General features: G+C 67.8%; 14 protein-coding genes. 6 read left to right on the plus strand and 8 right to left on the minus strand.

Annotated elements, in window-relative coordinates; translation table 11 throughout:
- Genes BO221_RS00740 through BO221_RS00755 form a run of 4 tightly spaced genes read right to left on the minus strand, consistent with a single transcriptional unit; the run spans window position 1 to window position 4,532 of the window.
- A complete protein-coding gene (locus tag BO221_RS00740) occupies window positions 1-774 on the minus strand; it encodes a sterol desaturase family protein (protein ID WP_083680603.1) in 774 nt (257 codons plus the stop codon).
- Window positions 771-1,781, minus strand: a complete 1,011-nt coding sequence (locus BO221_RS00745; RefSeq protein ID WP_198956041.1) for a hypothetical protein — start codon at window positions 1,779-1,781, stop codon at window positions 771-773. Before BO221_RS00745 ends, BO221_RS00740 begins: the two co-directional genes overlap by 4 nt.
- A complete protein-coding gene (locus tag BO221_RS00750; RefSeq protein ID WP_143195190.1) occupies window positions 1,765-2,622 on the minus strand; it encodes an acyl-CoA desaturase in 858 nt (285 codons plus the stop codon). Before BO221_RS00750 ends, BO221_RS00745 begins: the two co-directional genes overlap by 17 nt.
- Window positions 2,622-4,532: a 3-oxoacyl-[acyl-carrier-protein] synthase III C-terminal domain-containing protein gene (locus BO221_RS00755; RefSeq protein ID WP_233165562.1), complete on the minus strand. Its 1,911-nt coding sequence runs from the start codon at window positions 4,530-4,532 to the stop codon at window positions 2,622-2,624. Before BO221_RS00755 ends, BO221_RS00750 begins: the two co-directional genes overlap by 1 nt.
- 109 nt (window positions 4,533-4,641) lie before the next feature.
- Between BO221_RS00755 and BO221_RS00760 the strand changes: the two genes are divergently transcribed.
- Window positions 4,642-5,178 (plus strand): hypothetical protein, encoded by a 537-nt coding sequence (locus BO221_RS00760; RefSeq protein WP_073558420.1) that lies wholly within the window; start codon window positions 4,642-4,644, stop codon window positions 5,176-5,178.
- Window positions 5,179-5,187: 9 nt separating this feature from the next.
- Here the strand turns inward: BO221_RS00760 and BO221_RS00765 are convergent, their stop codons facing one another.
- The 3 genes from BO221_RS00765 to BO221_RS00775 form a co-directional block, all read right to left on the minus strand.
- Window positions 5,188-6,300 carry a hypothetical protein gene (locus BO221_RS00765; RefSeq protein ID WP_143195191.1) on the minus strand — a complete coding sequence of 371 codons (1,113 nt, stop codon included), beginning with the start codon at window positions 6,298-6,300 and terminating at the stop codon, window positions 5,188-5,190.
- 90 nt (window positions 6,301-6,390) lie between these two features.
- Window positions 6,391-7,470: a hypothetical protein gene (locus tag BO221_RS00770; RefSeq protein WP_143195192.1), complete on the minus strand. Its 1,080-nt coding sequence runs from the start codon at window positions 7,468-7,470 to the stop codon at window positions 6,391-6,393.
- Window positions 7,471-7,705: 235 nt separating this feature from the next.
- Window positions 7,706-8,458, minus strand: coding sequence for a glucose 1-dehydrogenase (locus tag BO221_RS00775; RefSeq protein WP_073558423.1), 753 nt, complete (start codon window positions 8,456-8,458; stop codon window positions 7,706-7,708).
- A 127-nt stretch (window positions 8,459-8,585) separates the two neighbouring features.
- Here BO221_RS00775 and BO221_RS00780 point away from each other — a divergent pair, with 127 nt between their 5' ends.
- The 5 genes from BO221_RS00780 (at window position 8,586) to BO221_RS00800 (ending at window position 12,417) form a co-directional block, all read left to right on the plus strand.
- Window positions 8,586-9,488 carry a LysR substrate-binding domain-containing protein gene (locus BO221_RS00780; protein ID WP_073558424.1) on the plus strand — a complete coding sequence of 301 codons (903 nt, stop codon included), beginning with the start codon at window positions 8,586-8,588 and terminating at the stop codon, window positions 9,486-9,488.
- Between the two features lie 107 nt (window positions 9,489-9,595).
- Window positions 9,596-10,189 carry a TetR/AcrR family transcriptional regulator gene (locus tag BO221_RS00785; RefSeq protein WP_143195193.1) on the plus strand — a complete coding sequence of 198 codons (594 nt, stop codon included), beginning with the start codon at window positions 9,596-9,598 and terminating at the stop codon, window positions 10,187-10,189.
- 56 nt (window positions 10,190-10,245) lie between these two features.
- On the plus strand, window positions 10,246-10,440 hold the full coding sequence (locus BO221_RS00790; RefSeq protein WP_083680604.1) for a ferredoxin: 195 nt from the start codon (window positions 10,246-10,248) through the stop codon (window positions 10,438-10,440).
- 43 nt (window positions 10,441-10,483) lie between these two features.
- Window positions 10,484-11,728: a cytochrome P450 gene (locus BO221_RS00795; RefSeq protein ID WP_073558427.1), complete on the plus strand. Its 1,245-nt coding sequence runs from the start codon at window positions 10,484-10,486 to the stop codon at window positions 11,726-11,728.
- A 110-nt stretch (window positions 11,729-11,838) separates the two neighbouring features.
- Window positions 11,839-12,417 carry an HD family hydrolase gene (locus BO221_RS00800; protein ID WP_073558428.1) on the plus strand — a complete coding sequence of 193 codons (579 nt, stop codon included), beginning with the start codon at window positions 11,839-11,841 and terminating at the stop codon, window positions 12,415-12,417.
- A gap of 6 nt (window positions 12,418-12,423) precedes the next feature.
- Here BO221_RS00800 and BO221_RS00805 read toward each other — a convergent pair whose 3' ends face one another.
- Complete coding sequence (locus BO221_RS00805) at window positions 12,424-14,325, minus strand: sulfatase (protein ID WP_073558429.1); 1,902 nt, start codon at window positions 14,323-14,325, stop codon at window positions 12,424-12,426.
- Between the last annotated feature and the right edge of the window lie 7 nt (window positions 14,326-14,332).

Consider the following 14,332-nt stretch of genomic DNA (forward strand, 5'->3'; position numbering starts at 1 on the left):
TCAGGCCGACGGCTTCGAGGCGCGCTGAAGGACCTTGTCCCCCTCATGGACTGGAAGCGCGGTGCCCAGCGCCCGATCCATGAACGGCAAGAGGAAGCCGAGGTTCCACGCCACCTTCGCATGGTGGAGGGCGTGGCGTCGGCTCGCGGCCAATGGATGCCAGGTGCCCTGGTCCGGCACCAGGTCGTAGTTCATGTGCCCCAGGTTGTTGAGCGTCAGGCTCACCACCGGGAAGAGCACGAGCGCAGGGGCGCTGAAATCGAAGAGCGGCAGAACCGGCAGCATGACGCTTCCCAGGAGCACGGCCTCGCCCCAATGGAAGCTGAAGGTCGACCAGGGAGTCGGGGCGACCGAACGGTGATGGTCGTGGTGGACCTTGCGGTACAGCCAGGGAAGGTGGAGCAAGCGGTGGCACCCATAGAAGTGCACCTCGTTCCACAGCGTCAGAAGCAACAACTCGGCGGGCAATCGGACCAGGTCGAGGTTCCAGATGATGTGCGTCCATCCCACCCGGTCCATGCCGACGGCGGCCACGCCGTAGACTCCGAAGATGGCGATCGAGCGCAACGAGCCGCGTATCTCCTCGCCGATCTGACCGGGGCGCACCGGGCGGAGCTCCAGCTTGCGGCCGACACCGAGGGCAGGGAAGACGTGCCCGGTGAGCCACGCGGTCAGCGCACCCAGCCCGAAGTAGATCGTGGCGAAGCCCACGACGGTGAAGACGTAGATCGCCCACAGGGGCGCCTCTCGCGCCTGGGCCAACAGCGCGTTCATGGCTCACCCTGTGATGGGGCCTTCCACAGGGAGACGAGTCCATGTCCCGAGGCCGTGACTCCCCGCGCGTCCAGCTCCTTCTGCCGCCGCTTGTGGTGCACGAGGAGCGCGTGCAGGGCCTCGGACGCCAGGCCATGGAGCACCAGCCGCTTGGCGGACCGGAATGCCGAGTCAGGCACCAGGGGGTGGCGGTTGTTCACCAGTGCGAGGTGGGTGGTGTCCCCCAGCAACCGTGCCACGTAGATGGCGACTGTCTCATCGAGCTGGAGCGAGTGGTAGGCCCGGCGGAAGTCCCGCTCCGTCAGGAAGAGCTGGTACAGCGGGGTGTAGACCTCGATCGCCGACGACAGGTCGATGAAGTTGGTCCATCTCCGGGGAAGCGGCGCGATGTCGAACGGACCATCGGTGATCATGTCGAAGTTGAGCCGCTTCGGAGGATGGAGGTGAGTGCCCTCATTCTGCAGCGCGGTGTTGAGACGGATGATGAAGTTGTAGAGGTTGAGATCGTGGTTGAGGAAGATCTCCTGCTCCACGTCCTTCAGGAACTTCGGCCGGATGGGGTTGGTGGGGACCTGTACCGGCGCGTTGGCGGCGATGAACGCGAGGATCTCCGAGCCCACGTGGAAGTGGCGGAGGATGAGGAAGTTCGAAGGCGGCGCGACGAAGTACTCGAGTCCCCAGTGGATGAATTTGTGCAGCAGGGGGGAGCTGGTGAAGGCCCGGGGAATGAAGATCTTCAGGATGCCGATGACGACGATGGCGAAGATCCCCAGGGGCCTGAAGATCCGGTGGAGGACCCTCCGGGAGAACAGCTCCAGATCCTGCAGCAGCGCGGCCCGCACCTGGGGTTGCAGCGGCAGGCTGGTGTCCAGGTAGGCGGCCAGGGAGGGATCCGGATCCCTGGGATCGTGCGTGCGCTCCAGGAAGGGCGCCTGGAAGTCGTGCACCTCCGATGAGGGCGCGGTGTCCGTCGGCCTCCGTGGAGCGGTCTCAGCGGGCAGGGACATGAGCGGGAGAATCCTTCACGGAATCCTTCAATCGGGCACGGACGTCGGCGGCGGAGGGAGCCCGCTGGAGCTCGCTCGCGATGCCGAGCAGCGCCAGGAGCCGGATCTCCCACCAGATGACGTCCACCTGGCCGCGAAATATATCGGTGCGGGGACTGCGTGGAAAGCTGTGGTGGTTGGCGTGCCAGCCTTCACCGAAGGTCAAAAAAGCCATCCATCGGTGATTCGTGGCCAGGTGGGTGACGGCGAAGGGGCGGTCTCCGATGAGGTGGGCCGCGCTGTCGATGGCGTCCCCCAGGTTGTAGACGAGGATCTGCGTGGCCAGGAGCATGACCACCCCCGCGGTGCCTCCGAGCGCCCACGCCGCACCATAGAATCCAGCCACGTGCGCCACGGCGAACGCGAGGTACGGACCGGGACGGCTCACGAACCTGTAGTACGGATCCGCGGCCACATCGGGTGCCAGGTGAACGGACTCCTGGTTGCTGCGCGGCCGATGCCATCCATCGAAGAGCGTGCGCAGCGGACCCGCGAGCGCGTACGCCAGGCACGGAAGCCAGTGCGTCTGGCCGATGTACCACCCGTTGTGGGCGTGCCAGAACCCGTGCCGCGGGGAGTGCGGATCCCCCTCCTGGTCCGTGTGCGCGTGATGGCGGCGATGGTTTCCCGCCCACTGCACCGGAGTACCGGCGGGCAGGCCCAGGGTGACAAGGGTCCGTTCGAACCAGGGAGCCAGCCGCAGCGCCCGGTGACTGAGAGTGCGGTGGTACACGAGGCCCACCGCCAGGCCGGCGAGCACCATGTACACCATGCAGAGAATGAGGGCGTTGAGCAGCTGCATCACACGTTTCCCAGCTCCTCGAGCTGCAGGAGGTACAGGCGCGCGGTCACCTTGGCGGTCTTGACCACGCGCTCGACGAGCGCCTCGGTCAACAGTCCTGACTGGACCGCGGTCTCCAGCTTGTCGAGGTGCGATTCATCGTTGGAGCCATGGTACAGCAGGAAGGACACCTGCGAGTCCGCGAGTCCCAACTGATCGCGGATGCGCTCCCCCCAACCGCGGGCGAGGCGGCTGCCCAGTCCCTCGATGATGAACATCGCCCCCATGAGATCAAAGGGATTGGGCTGGCTCGCGCGCTGGAACATCCACGCGCTGAGGGCTTCACTGCCGACATTCTTCTGCCCGTTCTGGATGTCCTCGAGCTTCCCGCCCACCGAGACGTAATCGCGCTCCAGCATCTGGAAGTCCCGGTGTTCCTCGCGGGCATGGGTGATGAAGAGCGAGCGGAGCGGAAACGCCGAGAGATCGATGTGGGAGGCCGCGCGTGCGATCCAGCGTGCCCCCTCGGCAACCTGTTGGCGCAGGTTCAGGAGGAGCAGCCGGTAGTCCTCCACCGTGAGCTGTCCATGCTCGAGCCGCGACACGATGGGCACCTGGTGGAGGCGGGCCTCGAAGTCGATCCACACCCGGGTGAGCTGGCGGACGAGGGAGGCCTGCAACGGATCGGTGGTATTGACTTGAAGGGCGGGCGGTCCCGCCGGGGTCACCGGGGGGAGGGCGGGGCGCGCGGGAGCCTCCTGGCCCACCACGGTGAGCAGCATGTAGGAGGCGATGAAGCGGCCGCTCTCCGGCACCATGCAGAGGATGCGTTGACCCGGACGGAGTTTGCCGGAGTGGAACAGCTCCTCGAGCAGCACGTAGATGGACGCGCAGCCCACGTTGCCCTTGGTGTACAGGTTGGTGAACCACTTCTCCTCGGGGATGGAGGCGCCGGCCTGATCCAGGAGCCTGCGGATCTGCTCGCGGAAGAAGTGCGAGGAGTAGTGACACACGAAGTAGTCGAAGTCGGGAGTGAGCCGTCCCTTCTCGAGGAGATCGAAGTAGCCGTCGACCCCGATCTTCACCATGTTGTCCAGGAGCCGGATGTCCTGCTTGAGGTTGATGGCGCCCTCAGCTGAGGCAGCCTCGAAGCTGGGGTAGTCCAGCCACGAGGGCCCGAGCTCCCCTTGGGCGGTATTGGCGCCGGCATACATGCAGACGCCGTACTGGTGTGCGTGAGAGCGCAGTTCGATCCACTCGATCTTGAGCGAGAGCCCTTCCGAGCGCGGTGCGGGTTCGAGCACGGCGGCACCGGAGCCATCGGACAGCATCCAGCGGAGGAATTCCGTGTCGAAGGGAAGCTCTCCGTCCTCACCGAGCTGGGCGGTGAAGCGCGAGGCCTTGAAGAGGCGGCTGGGAAACTCGCTGGCGCAGGCGATGGCGAGCTGCCGTTCCTCTGCCTTGACCTGAAGCATGGCGCTTCGCAGGGCCATGACGCCGCTGGCGCAGACGCCGTGCAGGGACGCGATCTCGCACGTGGGGTTCTGGAGCTCGCCATGCACCATGCTGCCGAAGCCTGGGACACAGAGATCGCCCTGGGTGGTGGCGGCGGCGAGGAAATCCACCTGTTCGAGCGGGCGCTGCCGCCGGGTCAACGCGTCTCGCACCGCCAGTGCGGCCATCTCGCTATTGCGGAAGAGGCTGCGTTGCTGCGTGTCGATGGCGTAGTGGCGGGTCTGGATTCCGTTCTGTTTGAGAACGCGGGCGCGGGCGCGCGAGGGCTTTCCCTGGATACGCCCGAGATACGCTTCCATCTCGTCGTTGCCGATGGGTTTGCCGGGGAGAAACGTGCCCAGCGAGGTGATGTAGACGTCGCGAAGAATGACTGCCTCCAGGGCGGAAGTGCGAGGGTTGCGCGCCGGATTTTGCAAGGCCGATGCCGTTCAACCAAGGTCGATGAGGACGATGGGATGTGCAGCCTGTGCAAGAAGGGAGGCAGGACCGCGCAGACTCCTGCACGCCGGCTGTACGCTGCGGTCCATGCGGACGTCCCTCTTCCCCCTCCTGGCACTCCCCGACTTCCCGCTGTCGGAGCATGAGCCCCTGGCCCAGGGCTTCCTGGCGCTCGGGTTGCGCGGGTTCGTGGATGCGGCGCGGCATGTCTGGGAGTTGCCCTACGGACGCAACTCGGACCGGGCGGACTTCCGGCTCGTCCTGCCGGAAGGGCGAGGCACCAGCAGCACCAAGCATGCCCTCCTGGCCGCCCTGGCGCGTGCGCACGGACAGCCCGTCCAGCTGACGCTCGGCATCTACGAGATGCACGAGCGCAACACGCCGGGGGTAGGAGCCATCCTCGCGCGCGAGGGCTTGCCGGGCATCCCCGAGGCCCACTGCTACCTGGTCGTGCACCAGCGCCGCGCGGACCTCACGCGCAAGGATCCAGCCGCCAGTTCCATCGCCGCCCTGGCCTGCTTCTTCACCGAGGAACAGATACAGCCGGAGGACATCGGTGCCCCCAAGGAGGAGAAGCACCGGGCCTTCATCCGGTCCTGGGCCGTTAGCTTGGGGGTTTGCTGAACTGGACCCTCACAGGAAGGCATCGAGCCAGGTGAGCTGCGCGTCGATGGTCTCGGAGATGACGCGCGGCTGATCCGACGAGCTGGGCTCGGTGTAGGGATTGCCGATCTCCTTGTGCTGCCAGCGCACCCAGGTCTGCTTGTACCAGCCCCAGTCGAGGTTGCTGCCCGTCGACGGGGGCGAGCCCGAGTACGCCGAGAAGGCGCGGATCCCCGAGGCCGGAGCGACCTCCTCCCCACCCGCGATGTGGTACATGCGCAGCCGCCCCTTCCGGGGGAACTGCGCGGAGAGATCCGTGGCCCAGCCGCCGTAGAACGTGCCCCAGGGGCGGACGGGGTTGTTGATCTTCTCCCCGAAGGTCCCCAGCTCGCCCTGGGTGTACTTGCACACCCCGTCGAACGACGACACGTAGAGATCGATGCCGTCGTACGCCGGGTTGGCGCGCAGCGCCTGGGCCATGAGCATCACCAGGCAGCCTCCGCGCGAGCTCCCCGCCAGGTAGATGGACCGGGTCTCGGGGCGGATCTGCGCCTGGAGCCAGCGGGTGAATCCGTTCAGCAGCTGCTGCTTCTTGCCGCTGTCGAACAAGTGGTCGAAGTTGTTGTCATTGACCACGGCCAGGTAGGTGGAGCCCGTGGGAAACCAGCCCAGGGAGCGCAGCTTCATCGCCAGCGAGCGGCCGTCCAGCGTCACGTTCGGGCAGGAGACGGCATCACAGGCCGCGTCCCAGCTCGCCCCTTGCCCCGTCACCCCGCTGTTGTGCCCGCTGCTGGACATCTTCTGGCCGGACGACATCAGGACGATCGCCTCGCGCGTGAGGGGCGCATCCACCTCGGCGATCCGGATGTTGTGGAGGTCTCCGTCCGGTGCTCCGGCCGCGCGGAACTGCTCGAAGCCCGGCGCGGCCTGGTAGTTGCCCGAGCCATCCTTGTAGACCACCCGCTTCGACACCACGGTCCGGCTGCTCCCGTTGGGGTAGCTCAGGGCGGAGGTACTCGTGCCCTGCTCCTCCCCGGGGGTTTCCGGAGACTCGTGCTCCGGTTGGCCACAGCCCGCCTGGGTTCCCCCCAGGACCAGCGTCACCGTCGCGAGCAACCCCACCGATAGCCGTTCGATGCGCACGTCTTCCTCCTTCGTTCCTCCCAGTCAATCACAGTATTTCGAGGAAGTCTGGAGAAACAGGAGCCGCGGTGTTCCTGCCTCCAAGCGGCGTCAGAACACCATGACGCGCAGGCCGAGCTCGAGCTCGCCGCCCAGGCTCTTGCCGGTGATGACGTTGCCACGCACACCGAGCTCCAGCGGGAGGCCCGCCCGGAAGCGCAAGGCAACACCCGCACCGGCCGAGAACGGGCTGCGCTCCGCCAGGAAGCCCAACTGCTCCGGCGAGGCGGTGAAGAAGGAGACCCGCCCGGCCACGAGCCCGAACAACGCTCCGCCCTCGAAACGAACCAGCCGGTACCGTGCCCCGAGGTCGAAGTAGTACTGCCCGGACCACGTGTAGTACGGCCAGGTCTCATCGCGGGTGCCCAGCACGTTGAGCGATGTGCCACCCACCGCCAGGCTCAGCTCGAAGGGATTCGCGATCCGGAACGCGACGCTGGCCTCGTACCGCAGCGACGCCATCGAATTGGGTGCGCCCGGGCCGAACGCGGCCGAGCCGCCGATGAGCACGCTCCAGCGCTTCTGGTTGCCGCGCTGCGAGGAGGACGGACGCTCCGCCTCGGCCTCCACCGGCCTGGCGGGCTCGCTCGTCACGGGCTCCGCGGCGGAAGTCTGGGCGATCGTGTCGCTCGAGGACTCCGTGCTGGTGTCGCTCGGGGTGGTGGCCGCGGTGAGATCCAGCCCCAGACCACCGGTCATCGTCTCTTCCGGTTGCGCCTGGGCCACCGGCTGCGATTCCGGTTGGGACTCCGGGGGCGGCTCGGTGCCCACGGTCAGCCTGCGCGGGTCGGAAGCGATCCCCTTCACCGACACCCGCCAGTGGTACGAGCCCTCCTCGAGCGGGAGAATCGCGAAGCGTCCTTTCACCGGCCGGTCGATGACCGTGTCGGTGAACTCCTCGTCGCGCGCCACCTGGAGACGCACGAGTTTCGCGGCCACCTTCCATTTGAAGGTGACCTTCCTGCCCGGCTGGAGCTCCGCGTCCTCCGCGGGCGTGAGCAGCTTCGGCTGTGGTCCCTTCCGGGCCTTCGCCTTGCCGGCCTTCTTGGCCGATCTGGCGCTCCGCGTGCCCCTGGCCGCCCAGGCCTCCGGCCCCGGCATGCCGAGCCCGAGCACCAGGGCGAGAGACAACACGGTACCCCAACGTGAAGGTCGAAGGTTCATCACGCCGGGGATTGTAGATCCACGGAGGAAGAAAAGAAGGGCCCCGGCCCCGGCCGTGCCCCGGTGCTCGCCTCAGCCAATCTGGAGGCCGGCGATCTTGTGTTTCTTTCCGGTGATCGCGTCGATGAGCCGGGTGATACCCCAGGTGAAAAATCCCACCACCGCGCCAACTCGCCCGCGCGCGACATCAGCCGGGGCCTGCTCAGATCTGCGCCAGGCCGCCGTCGACGAAGAGCTCGGTGCCGTTGACGAAGCTGCTGTCGTCCGAGGCGAGGAACACCGCCGCTTTGGCCACCTCGTCCGGCTCGCCCAGGCGGCCCATGGGGACGCTGGCCGCCAGGCTGTCGAGGATCGCCCGCGACTCGTCCTCCGTCTTGCCCAGGCCATGCAGGCCGGGCGTCCGGATGGGGCCCGGGCTCAACGTGTTGATGCGGATGTGCCGGTCCTTGAGATCCAGCATCCAGTTGCGGGCGAAGCTGCGCAGGGCCGCCTTGGTCGCGCTGTAGATGCTGAACGCCGGGCTGCCCGTGGTGGCCGCCGTCGAGCCCGTGAGGATGATCGACGCGCCGTCGCGCAGCAGCGGCAGGGCCTTCTGCACCGTGAACACCGTGCCCTTGACGTTGATGTCGAAGGTCTTGTCGACGTGCTCCTCGGAGAGGGTGCCCAGGGCCGCGAACTCCCCGCCTCCCGCGTTGGCGAAGAGGATGTCGATGTGGTCGTGCTCGCGCCGCACCCGCTCGTAGAGGCGATCCAGGTCGGCCAGCTGGGACACATCGCCCTGCACTCCCGTGACGCGAGGGCCCAGCTCCTTCACCGCCGCGTCCAGCTCCGCCTGGCGGCGGCCCGTGATGAAGACGTGCGCCCCCTCGGCCGCGAACCGCTTCGCCGCCGCCAGCCCGATCCCCGTGGTCCCACCCGTGATGACCGCCACCTTGTCCTGAAGTCTGTTGCTCATGGCTCGTTCCCTGTCGCGAGGCGAAGGAGTTCGTCGCTCGCCCGGAAAGAGATAGCCGTGGAACGATGAGGCCGAAAGCGGGCGCTTGTGGCACCCTGCGTTCACGAAATGGAACGATGGAGCCCTCATGCAGGATCTCAATGACCTGTTCTTCTTCACCGAGGTCGTCGAGTGGGGAGGGTTCTCGCAGGCGGGCCGTGCGCTCCGGCAACCCAAGTCGAAACTCAGCCGCCGGGTGGCCCAGCTCGAGGAGCGGCTCGGCGTCAGGCTCATAGAACGGTCGTCCCGCCGGTTCCGCATCACCGAGGTGGGGCAGGCCTTCTACGAGCATTGCCGCAACGTCATGGCGGAGGTGCAGCGGGCCGAGGAGGCGGTGGCCGCGACCCAGGGTGAGCCCCATGGGCTCGTCCGGTTCAGCTGCCCCCTGGGCATGATGGAGGTGGTGTCGCCCCTGCTGGCCGACTTCCTGTCGCGCCATCCCCGGGTGAACCTGCACGTGGTGGCCACCAACCGGCGGGTGGACCTCATCCACGAGCGGATCGACGTCGCGCTCCGTGTGCGCACCACGCTGGACACCGATGCGGCGCTCATCCTGCGGACGCTCGCGCGCAGCCGCCGCATCCTCGTCGCGAGTCCCTCCCTGGTCTCGCGTCTCGGGGAGCTCCGGGACGTGGCGCGGCTCGCCTCGTGGCCGACCCTGAGCGCGAGCGAGGAAGCGGGCCAGGAGGTCTGGGAGCTGGTGGGGCCCGGGGAGCAGACCCTCTCCGTGCGCCACGAGCCGCGGCTGGCGTGTGGAGACTTCGGCGCGTTGCGTGAGGCGGCGTCGGCGGGACTCGGCCTCGCGATGCTGCCCGAGCACACCTGCGCCTCCGCGTTGCGCTCCGGCCAGCTCGTCCAGGTGCTTCCGGACTGGCATGCCCCGGACGGGACCGTCCATCTCGTCTACACCTCCCGCCGGGGCCTGCCGCCGCCCGTGGGGGCGTTGATCGACCACCTCGCCGAGCGTTTCCGCGCGCTCTCACCCCTGTGACTGAACCCTGAGTCATTCCGGGGTTGTGTCCTTTTTCTGGGTTTGCTAGAGCTGGGGACGGTGGTTGGTTGATTGACCCACCAGTCAATCAAGAGTTGGGGATGGTCATGAGTCCTCGTCCGACGGCGCGGGTGGAGCAGCTTCGAGAAGAGCGGCGGAGGGACGTGCTGGGCGCGGCCCGGCGGGTGTTCGCGCGCAAGGGCTTCGCCGCGGCGAAGATCTCCGACATCGCGTCCGCCGCGGGCATCAGTCATGGGCTGGTGCACCACTACTTCCCCACCAAGGAAGCGCTCTTCGTCGCCGTCATCGAGGAGTCCATCCACGGCTGGGAGGCGCTGATCGCCCGGGCCCGGGCGATGCCCGTCTCCGCATGGGAGCGGCTCGTGTACGTGTGTTCCATCATGGGGGAGAGCTCGGTGGAGGCTTCCGAGCACCTGCGGATCATCGTGCATGCCTCCATGGGAGGGGACGCGCCCCAGCCAGTGCGCGAGGCGCTGGACCGGCTGGAGCGGCACGTGCACGAGCCCCTGTCCTCGCTCATCGAGGAGGCGCAGCGCACGGGAGCCGCCGCCGCCGGCCCGCCCGGAGAACTCGCGCGTGCGTGGATGGCGGTGACGCAGGGGCTCGCCATCAACCAGGCCGTGCATCCCGGCATGGCGCGGCCGCCCATCGAACTGGTGCTCCGGCTGCTCAAGGCCTGACGCCCTCCCTTCCGTTTCGAAGTCCCACCTCAGAGTCCCACCTCAAGGAGATGCACATGAAGATCGTGGTCGATTGGGATCGCTGCGAGGCCAACGGCGTCTGCGTGCGCGCGGCGCCCGAGTCCTTCCAACTCGATGACAAGGATCAGCTGCACGTCCTCACCGAGACGGTTTCCCCCGAGCTGCGCGCCAAGGTGGACAAGGCCATCCTCGGATGTCCGAAGCAGGCGCTGTCGCTCTCGGAAGACTGAGTTCCCACCCTTGTTCGTTGTTCCCCCCCGAAGGAGATGACCCATGTCGCCTCAGACGCCTTCCCATCCCCCCTCCGTGGCCTTCGCGCCGGACGCACCCGGCTACGTCCTCGATCCCTATCCCGCGCTCGAGGAGCTGCGCACCAAGGCGCCCTTGTACTACTGGCCGGAAGGCCGGTCCTGGCTGCTGAGCCGGTACGAGGACGCCACCGCCGTGCTCCGGGACTCGAAGCGCTTCTCGCCCAACCGGGACGAGTGGGAGTTCGCCGCGGTGGCCGGATCCGCGGCGCTGATCCCCGAGCTGGCGGAGCTCAACAAGGGAGGCCTCTTCGCGCTGTCGGGCTCGGACCATGCCCGGGTGCGCAAGCTCGTGAGCCCTGCGCTCACGCCGCGCGCCATCGAGCGGCTGCGGCCGGAGCTCCAGGCCATCGTCGATGACATCCTGAATGACCTGAAGGGACGGAACACCATCAACGTGGTCACGGACATCTCGGACCGGATTCCGCCGCGGGTGATCGGCTCCATGCTGAAGATCCCCAAGGGGCGCGAGACGCTGTTCCAGCGCTTCACGGAGGCGGCGATCAAGAGCTTCCTGCCCGGACTGCTCCGCCCGGAGGAGGTGCCCTCCCTGCGCGCCGACGTCCAGGAGGGCATCGCCCTGGTGCGCGAGACGATCGAGGAGCGGCGCCGCAACCCCCTGCCGGATGACATCCTCACCACGCTCATCCAGACGGAGGAGCAGGGGGATCGGCTCAACACCTCGGAGCTGTTGTCGCTGGTGGCCGCGCTCATCGTGGGCGGCTTCGAGACCACCGTGCACCTCATCGGTTTCACGGTCTACAACGTGCTCAAGCGGCCCGAGCTGCTCGCGCAGGTCAAGTCCGAGCCCGAGCTGCTCAAGGGCGTCATCGAAGAGGTGCTGCGCTTCGACAACTTCGGCAAGCTGGGCATCGCCCGCTACGCGCTCGAGGACGTGGAGATGGGCGGGGTGACCATCAAGAAGGGCCAGATGGTGCTCGTCCTGCTCAACAGCGCGCTGCGTGACGAGAACGTGTTCCCGAAGGCGGATGTCTTCGACGTGCGCCGCAACACGAACTCGAGCATCGCCTTCGGCCACGGCATGCACTTCTGCCTGGGCGCGAGCCTGGCTCGGCTGGAGGTGCAGATCGCCGTGGAGACGTTCATCAAGCGCTACCCGGCGCTGCGGCTGGCGAAGGAGCCCTCGTTCGGGCCCCATCCGGTCATCCGCAAGATGGAGTCGCTCGAGGTCCAGCTGAACCAGCAGTAACCCGAGGCAGCTTCCGGGCTGGCGTGGGGGTGATGATCCCACGCCAGTCCAGGCCGCTTTTTGTAGAGTGCCGCGAGGGGCTGGCTCAGAGGGCTCCTGGAGGCACGGCGATGCAGCAGATCATCGACTTCATCCTGGAGCTGGACAAGCTCAAGGGCGTGACGCGCAAGACCCGTCCGCTGGGGCTCGAGCGCTATGAGAACTCCGCGGAGCACAGCTGGCAGATCGCCATGCTGGCCGCCTCGCTGGCGCCCTACGCGGGCTCCACCATCGACATCAACCGGGTCATCCGCATGCTGCTGGTGCATGACATCGGGGAGATCGATACCGGGGACACCCTGGTGTACGCCGAGGGAGATTGGAAGGAGCGCAAGGCGGCCGAGCTGGCGGCGGTGAAACGGATCTTCGGGTTGTTGCCGGAGCAGCAGGGCGCGGCCTTCCTGGCGCTGTGGCAGGAGTTCGAGACGGGCGAGACGCCGGAAGCCCGTTTCGCGCATGCCGTGGACCGGGCCATGCCGGTGCTGCTGAACCTGGCCAACTCGGGGCAGAGCTGGCGAGAGAACGGCGTCAGCCATGAGCGTGTGGTGCGCCGCATCGCTCCGCCCATCAAGGATGGCTGTCCGGCCCTGTGGGCCTATCTGGAAGGCCGTCTCGAGGAGGCGCTCCAGAAGGGGTGGTTCGGCGCCTGATGGGCTCTACCGCGGGTCCGCGAGCTCGAAGCCGCGCTCCCGCAGGTGCGTGAGGAGGGTCCGGCGGATGTCCGGGTCCGCGGGAAGTGACGTCTCCGCGCACGGCGCCGTGTGCCCGGACACCTTGCCCTTCTGGAGCTCCCCCGTCTTGAGCTGGAGCGTCCACCACTGGTCGCACACCACCGCGGAGAGGGTGCTCAGGCCGTAGAGCGGTGGCCCCGGATCCCTCAGGCGTGAGATGCGCTCCCAGTTCGCCTCGGTGCGCATCGAGTCGACTTCCCCCGTGCTGAGAATGGGCTCGGTGGGACCGCGCGGTGCGGAGAGCAGGGAGCGGCCCTCCATCCAGCCCGGGACGGACAGCCCCACGGCCTCGAGCACCGTGGGTGCCACGTCGAGCAGTTGGGCGTTCTCCTTCACCACTCCGTGCCGCTGCCCGCCGGGGAAGTGGATCATCAGCGGCACCCGGTCGAGCGTCATCCAGCCCTGGTTGTGATCGGAGCTGATGACCACCAGCGTGTTCTCCAGCAGCCCGCGCTCCTCGAGCCCGGTGAGGAGGCGCTCGATGAGGCGGTCCGCGTCGAGGATGGCGTCGTCCAGCATGTTCTCCCGCTGCTCCTCGGGCGTGGCTGCGGGGGTGCGCGCGAAGACCGGCTCGGGACTCTTCCTGTAGGCGCAGCAGTGCGTCCCCATCAGGTGGATGTGCGTGAAGAAGGGCCGCTGGGCCTTCTCCGCCACGGCGAGGGCCCCCTTGATGCGATCCTCGTCCGTGTCCCAGCCGTAGATGCGCGTGGGCAGCTGCACGAGCTTGAAGTAGTTCACCATCGGCCGGAGCCCGAGCACATACAGCACACGCTCGGAGAGCCGTTCGGCCATGCGCTCGGCCACGTAGCGCTCCTCCATGAGGTTCCGCCAGGGCCCCGAGGGCACGTCCGTGGACAACTCCCGTCCGCCGGCCCGCTCGAAGCCCCCTTGCAGGTTCAGGTCGGCCCCGTCCGCGTAGTAGCGGACGGTGAACTGGTGCGTCTCGTAGCCAGCGCGCCGCAGCAGCCCCGGCAGGTGCTGGAACGCCGCCTCGCCGGAGAGGATGTGCGGCGGGAAGATGACCCGGGTGCTCGTGGGCAGGCGCGAGGTGAGCATCGAGGTGAGCGAGCCCGTGGTGCGCCCGGCGTTGGAGAAGGCGTTCTCGAAGAAGAGGGTGCGCTCCTTGAAGCGCGCCAGGAAGGGCGTGTTCGGGCGCTCGTAGCCGTAGGCGGACATCCGCCGCGCCTCCAGTCCGTCCGAGGCGATGAAGAGCACGTTGGGCCGCCGGGCCGTGGCCGAGGCCAGGGGCGCCTCCTGCTCCGGTGCTTCTCTCCCCCCCGCGAGCCGGAGGGCCAGCACCCCGAGCGAGAGGGTCACGAGCCCTCCCGCCACCGCGAGCCGACAGCGCCACCCGTCCGAGGCCAGCACTTCCTGACGTGCACGGGCCAGCTTCCGCACCAGCGTGCCGAAGAGCACGAGCAGCAGCAGCACGTACAGGAACAGCAGGGACTTCGAGACCGTCACCACCCCGAAGCCGAAGAGGGTGTAGGTGAAGTTGTCGATGAGCAGGAAGGACAGGCCCGTCAGCACCAGCGCCGGGACGGCGGAGGCGACGGGCAGCGTCCGCGCCCTGGAGCCCTCGGGGAGGCGCGCGAGCAGCGCCTCGACACCGAGCAGCGGCGGGAGCACGGCGAGCGACGGGAGCAGCAGCACCAGCGGGAGGCACGCCAGGGTGCTGGCCCACACCGTGCGCGGGAACGACACCATGAAGCCCTGCTGGGTGACGAGGAAGAGCCACTCCAGCAGCACGAACGCGTAGCAGGCCCAGACGGCCTGCCACACCGCGACGGCTCCACCACGCACGACGTTCACCCGCTCACCCGCCACGGTCCAC

Origin of the sequence: Archangium sp. Cb G35, from assembly GCF_001896145.1 — a bacterium.
Classification (GTDB): Bacteria; Myxococcota; Myxococcia; order Myxococcales; family Myxococcaceae; genus Archangium; species Archangium violaceum.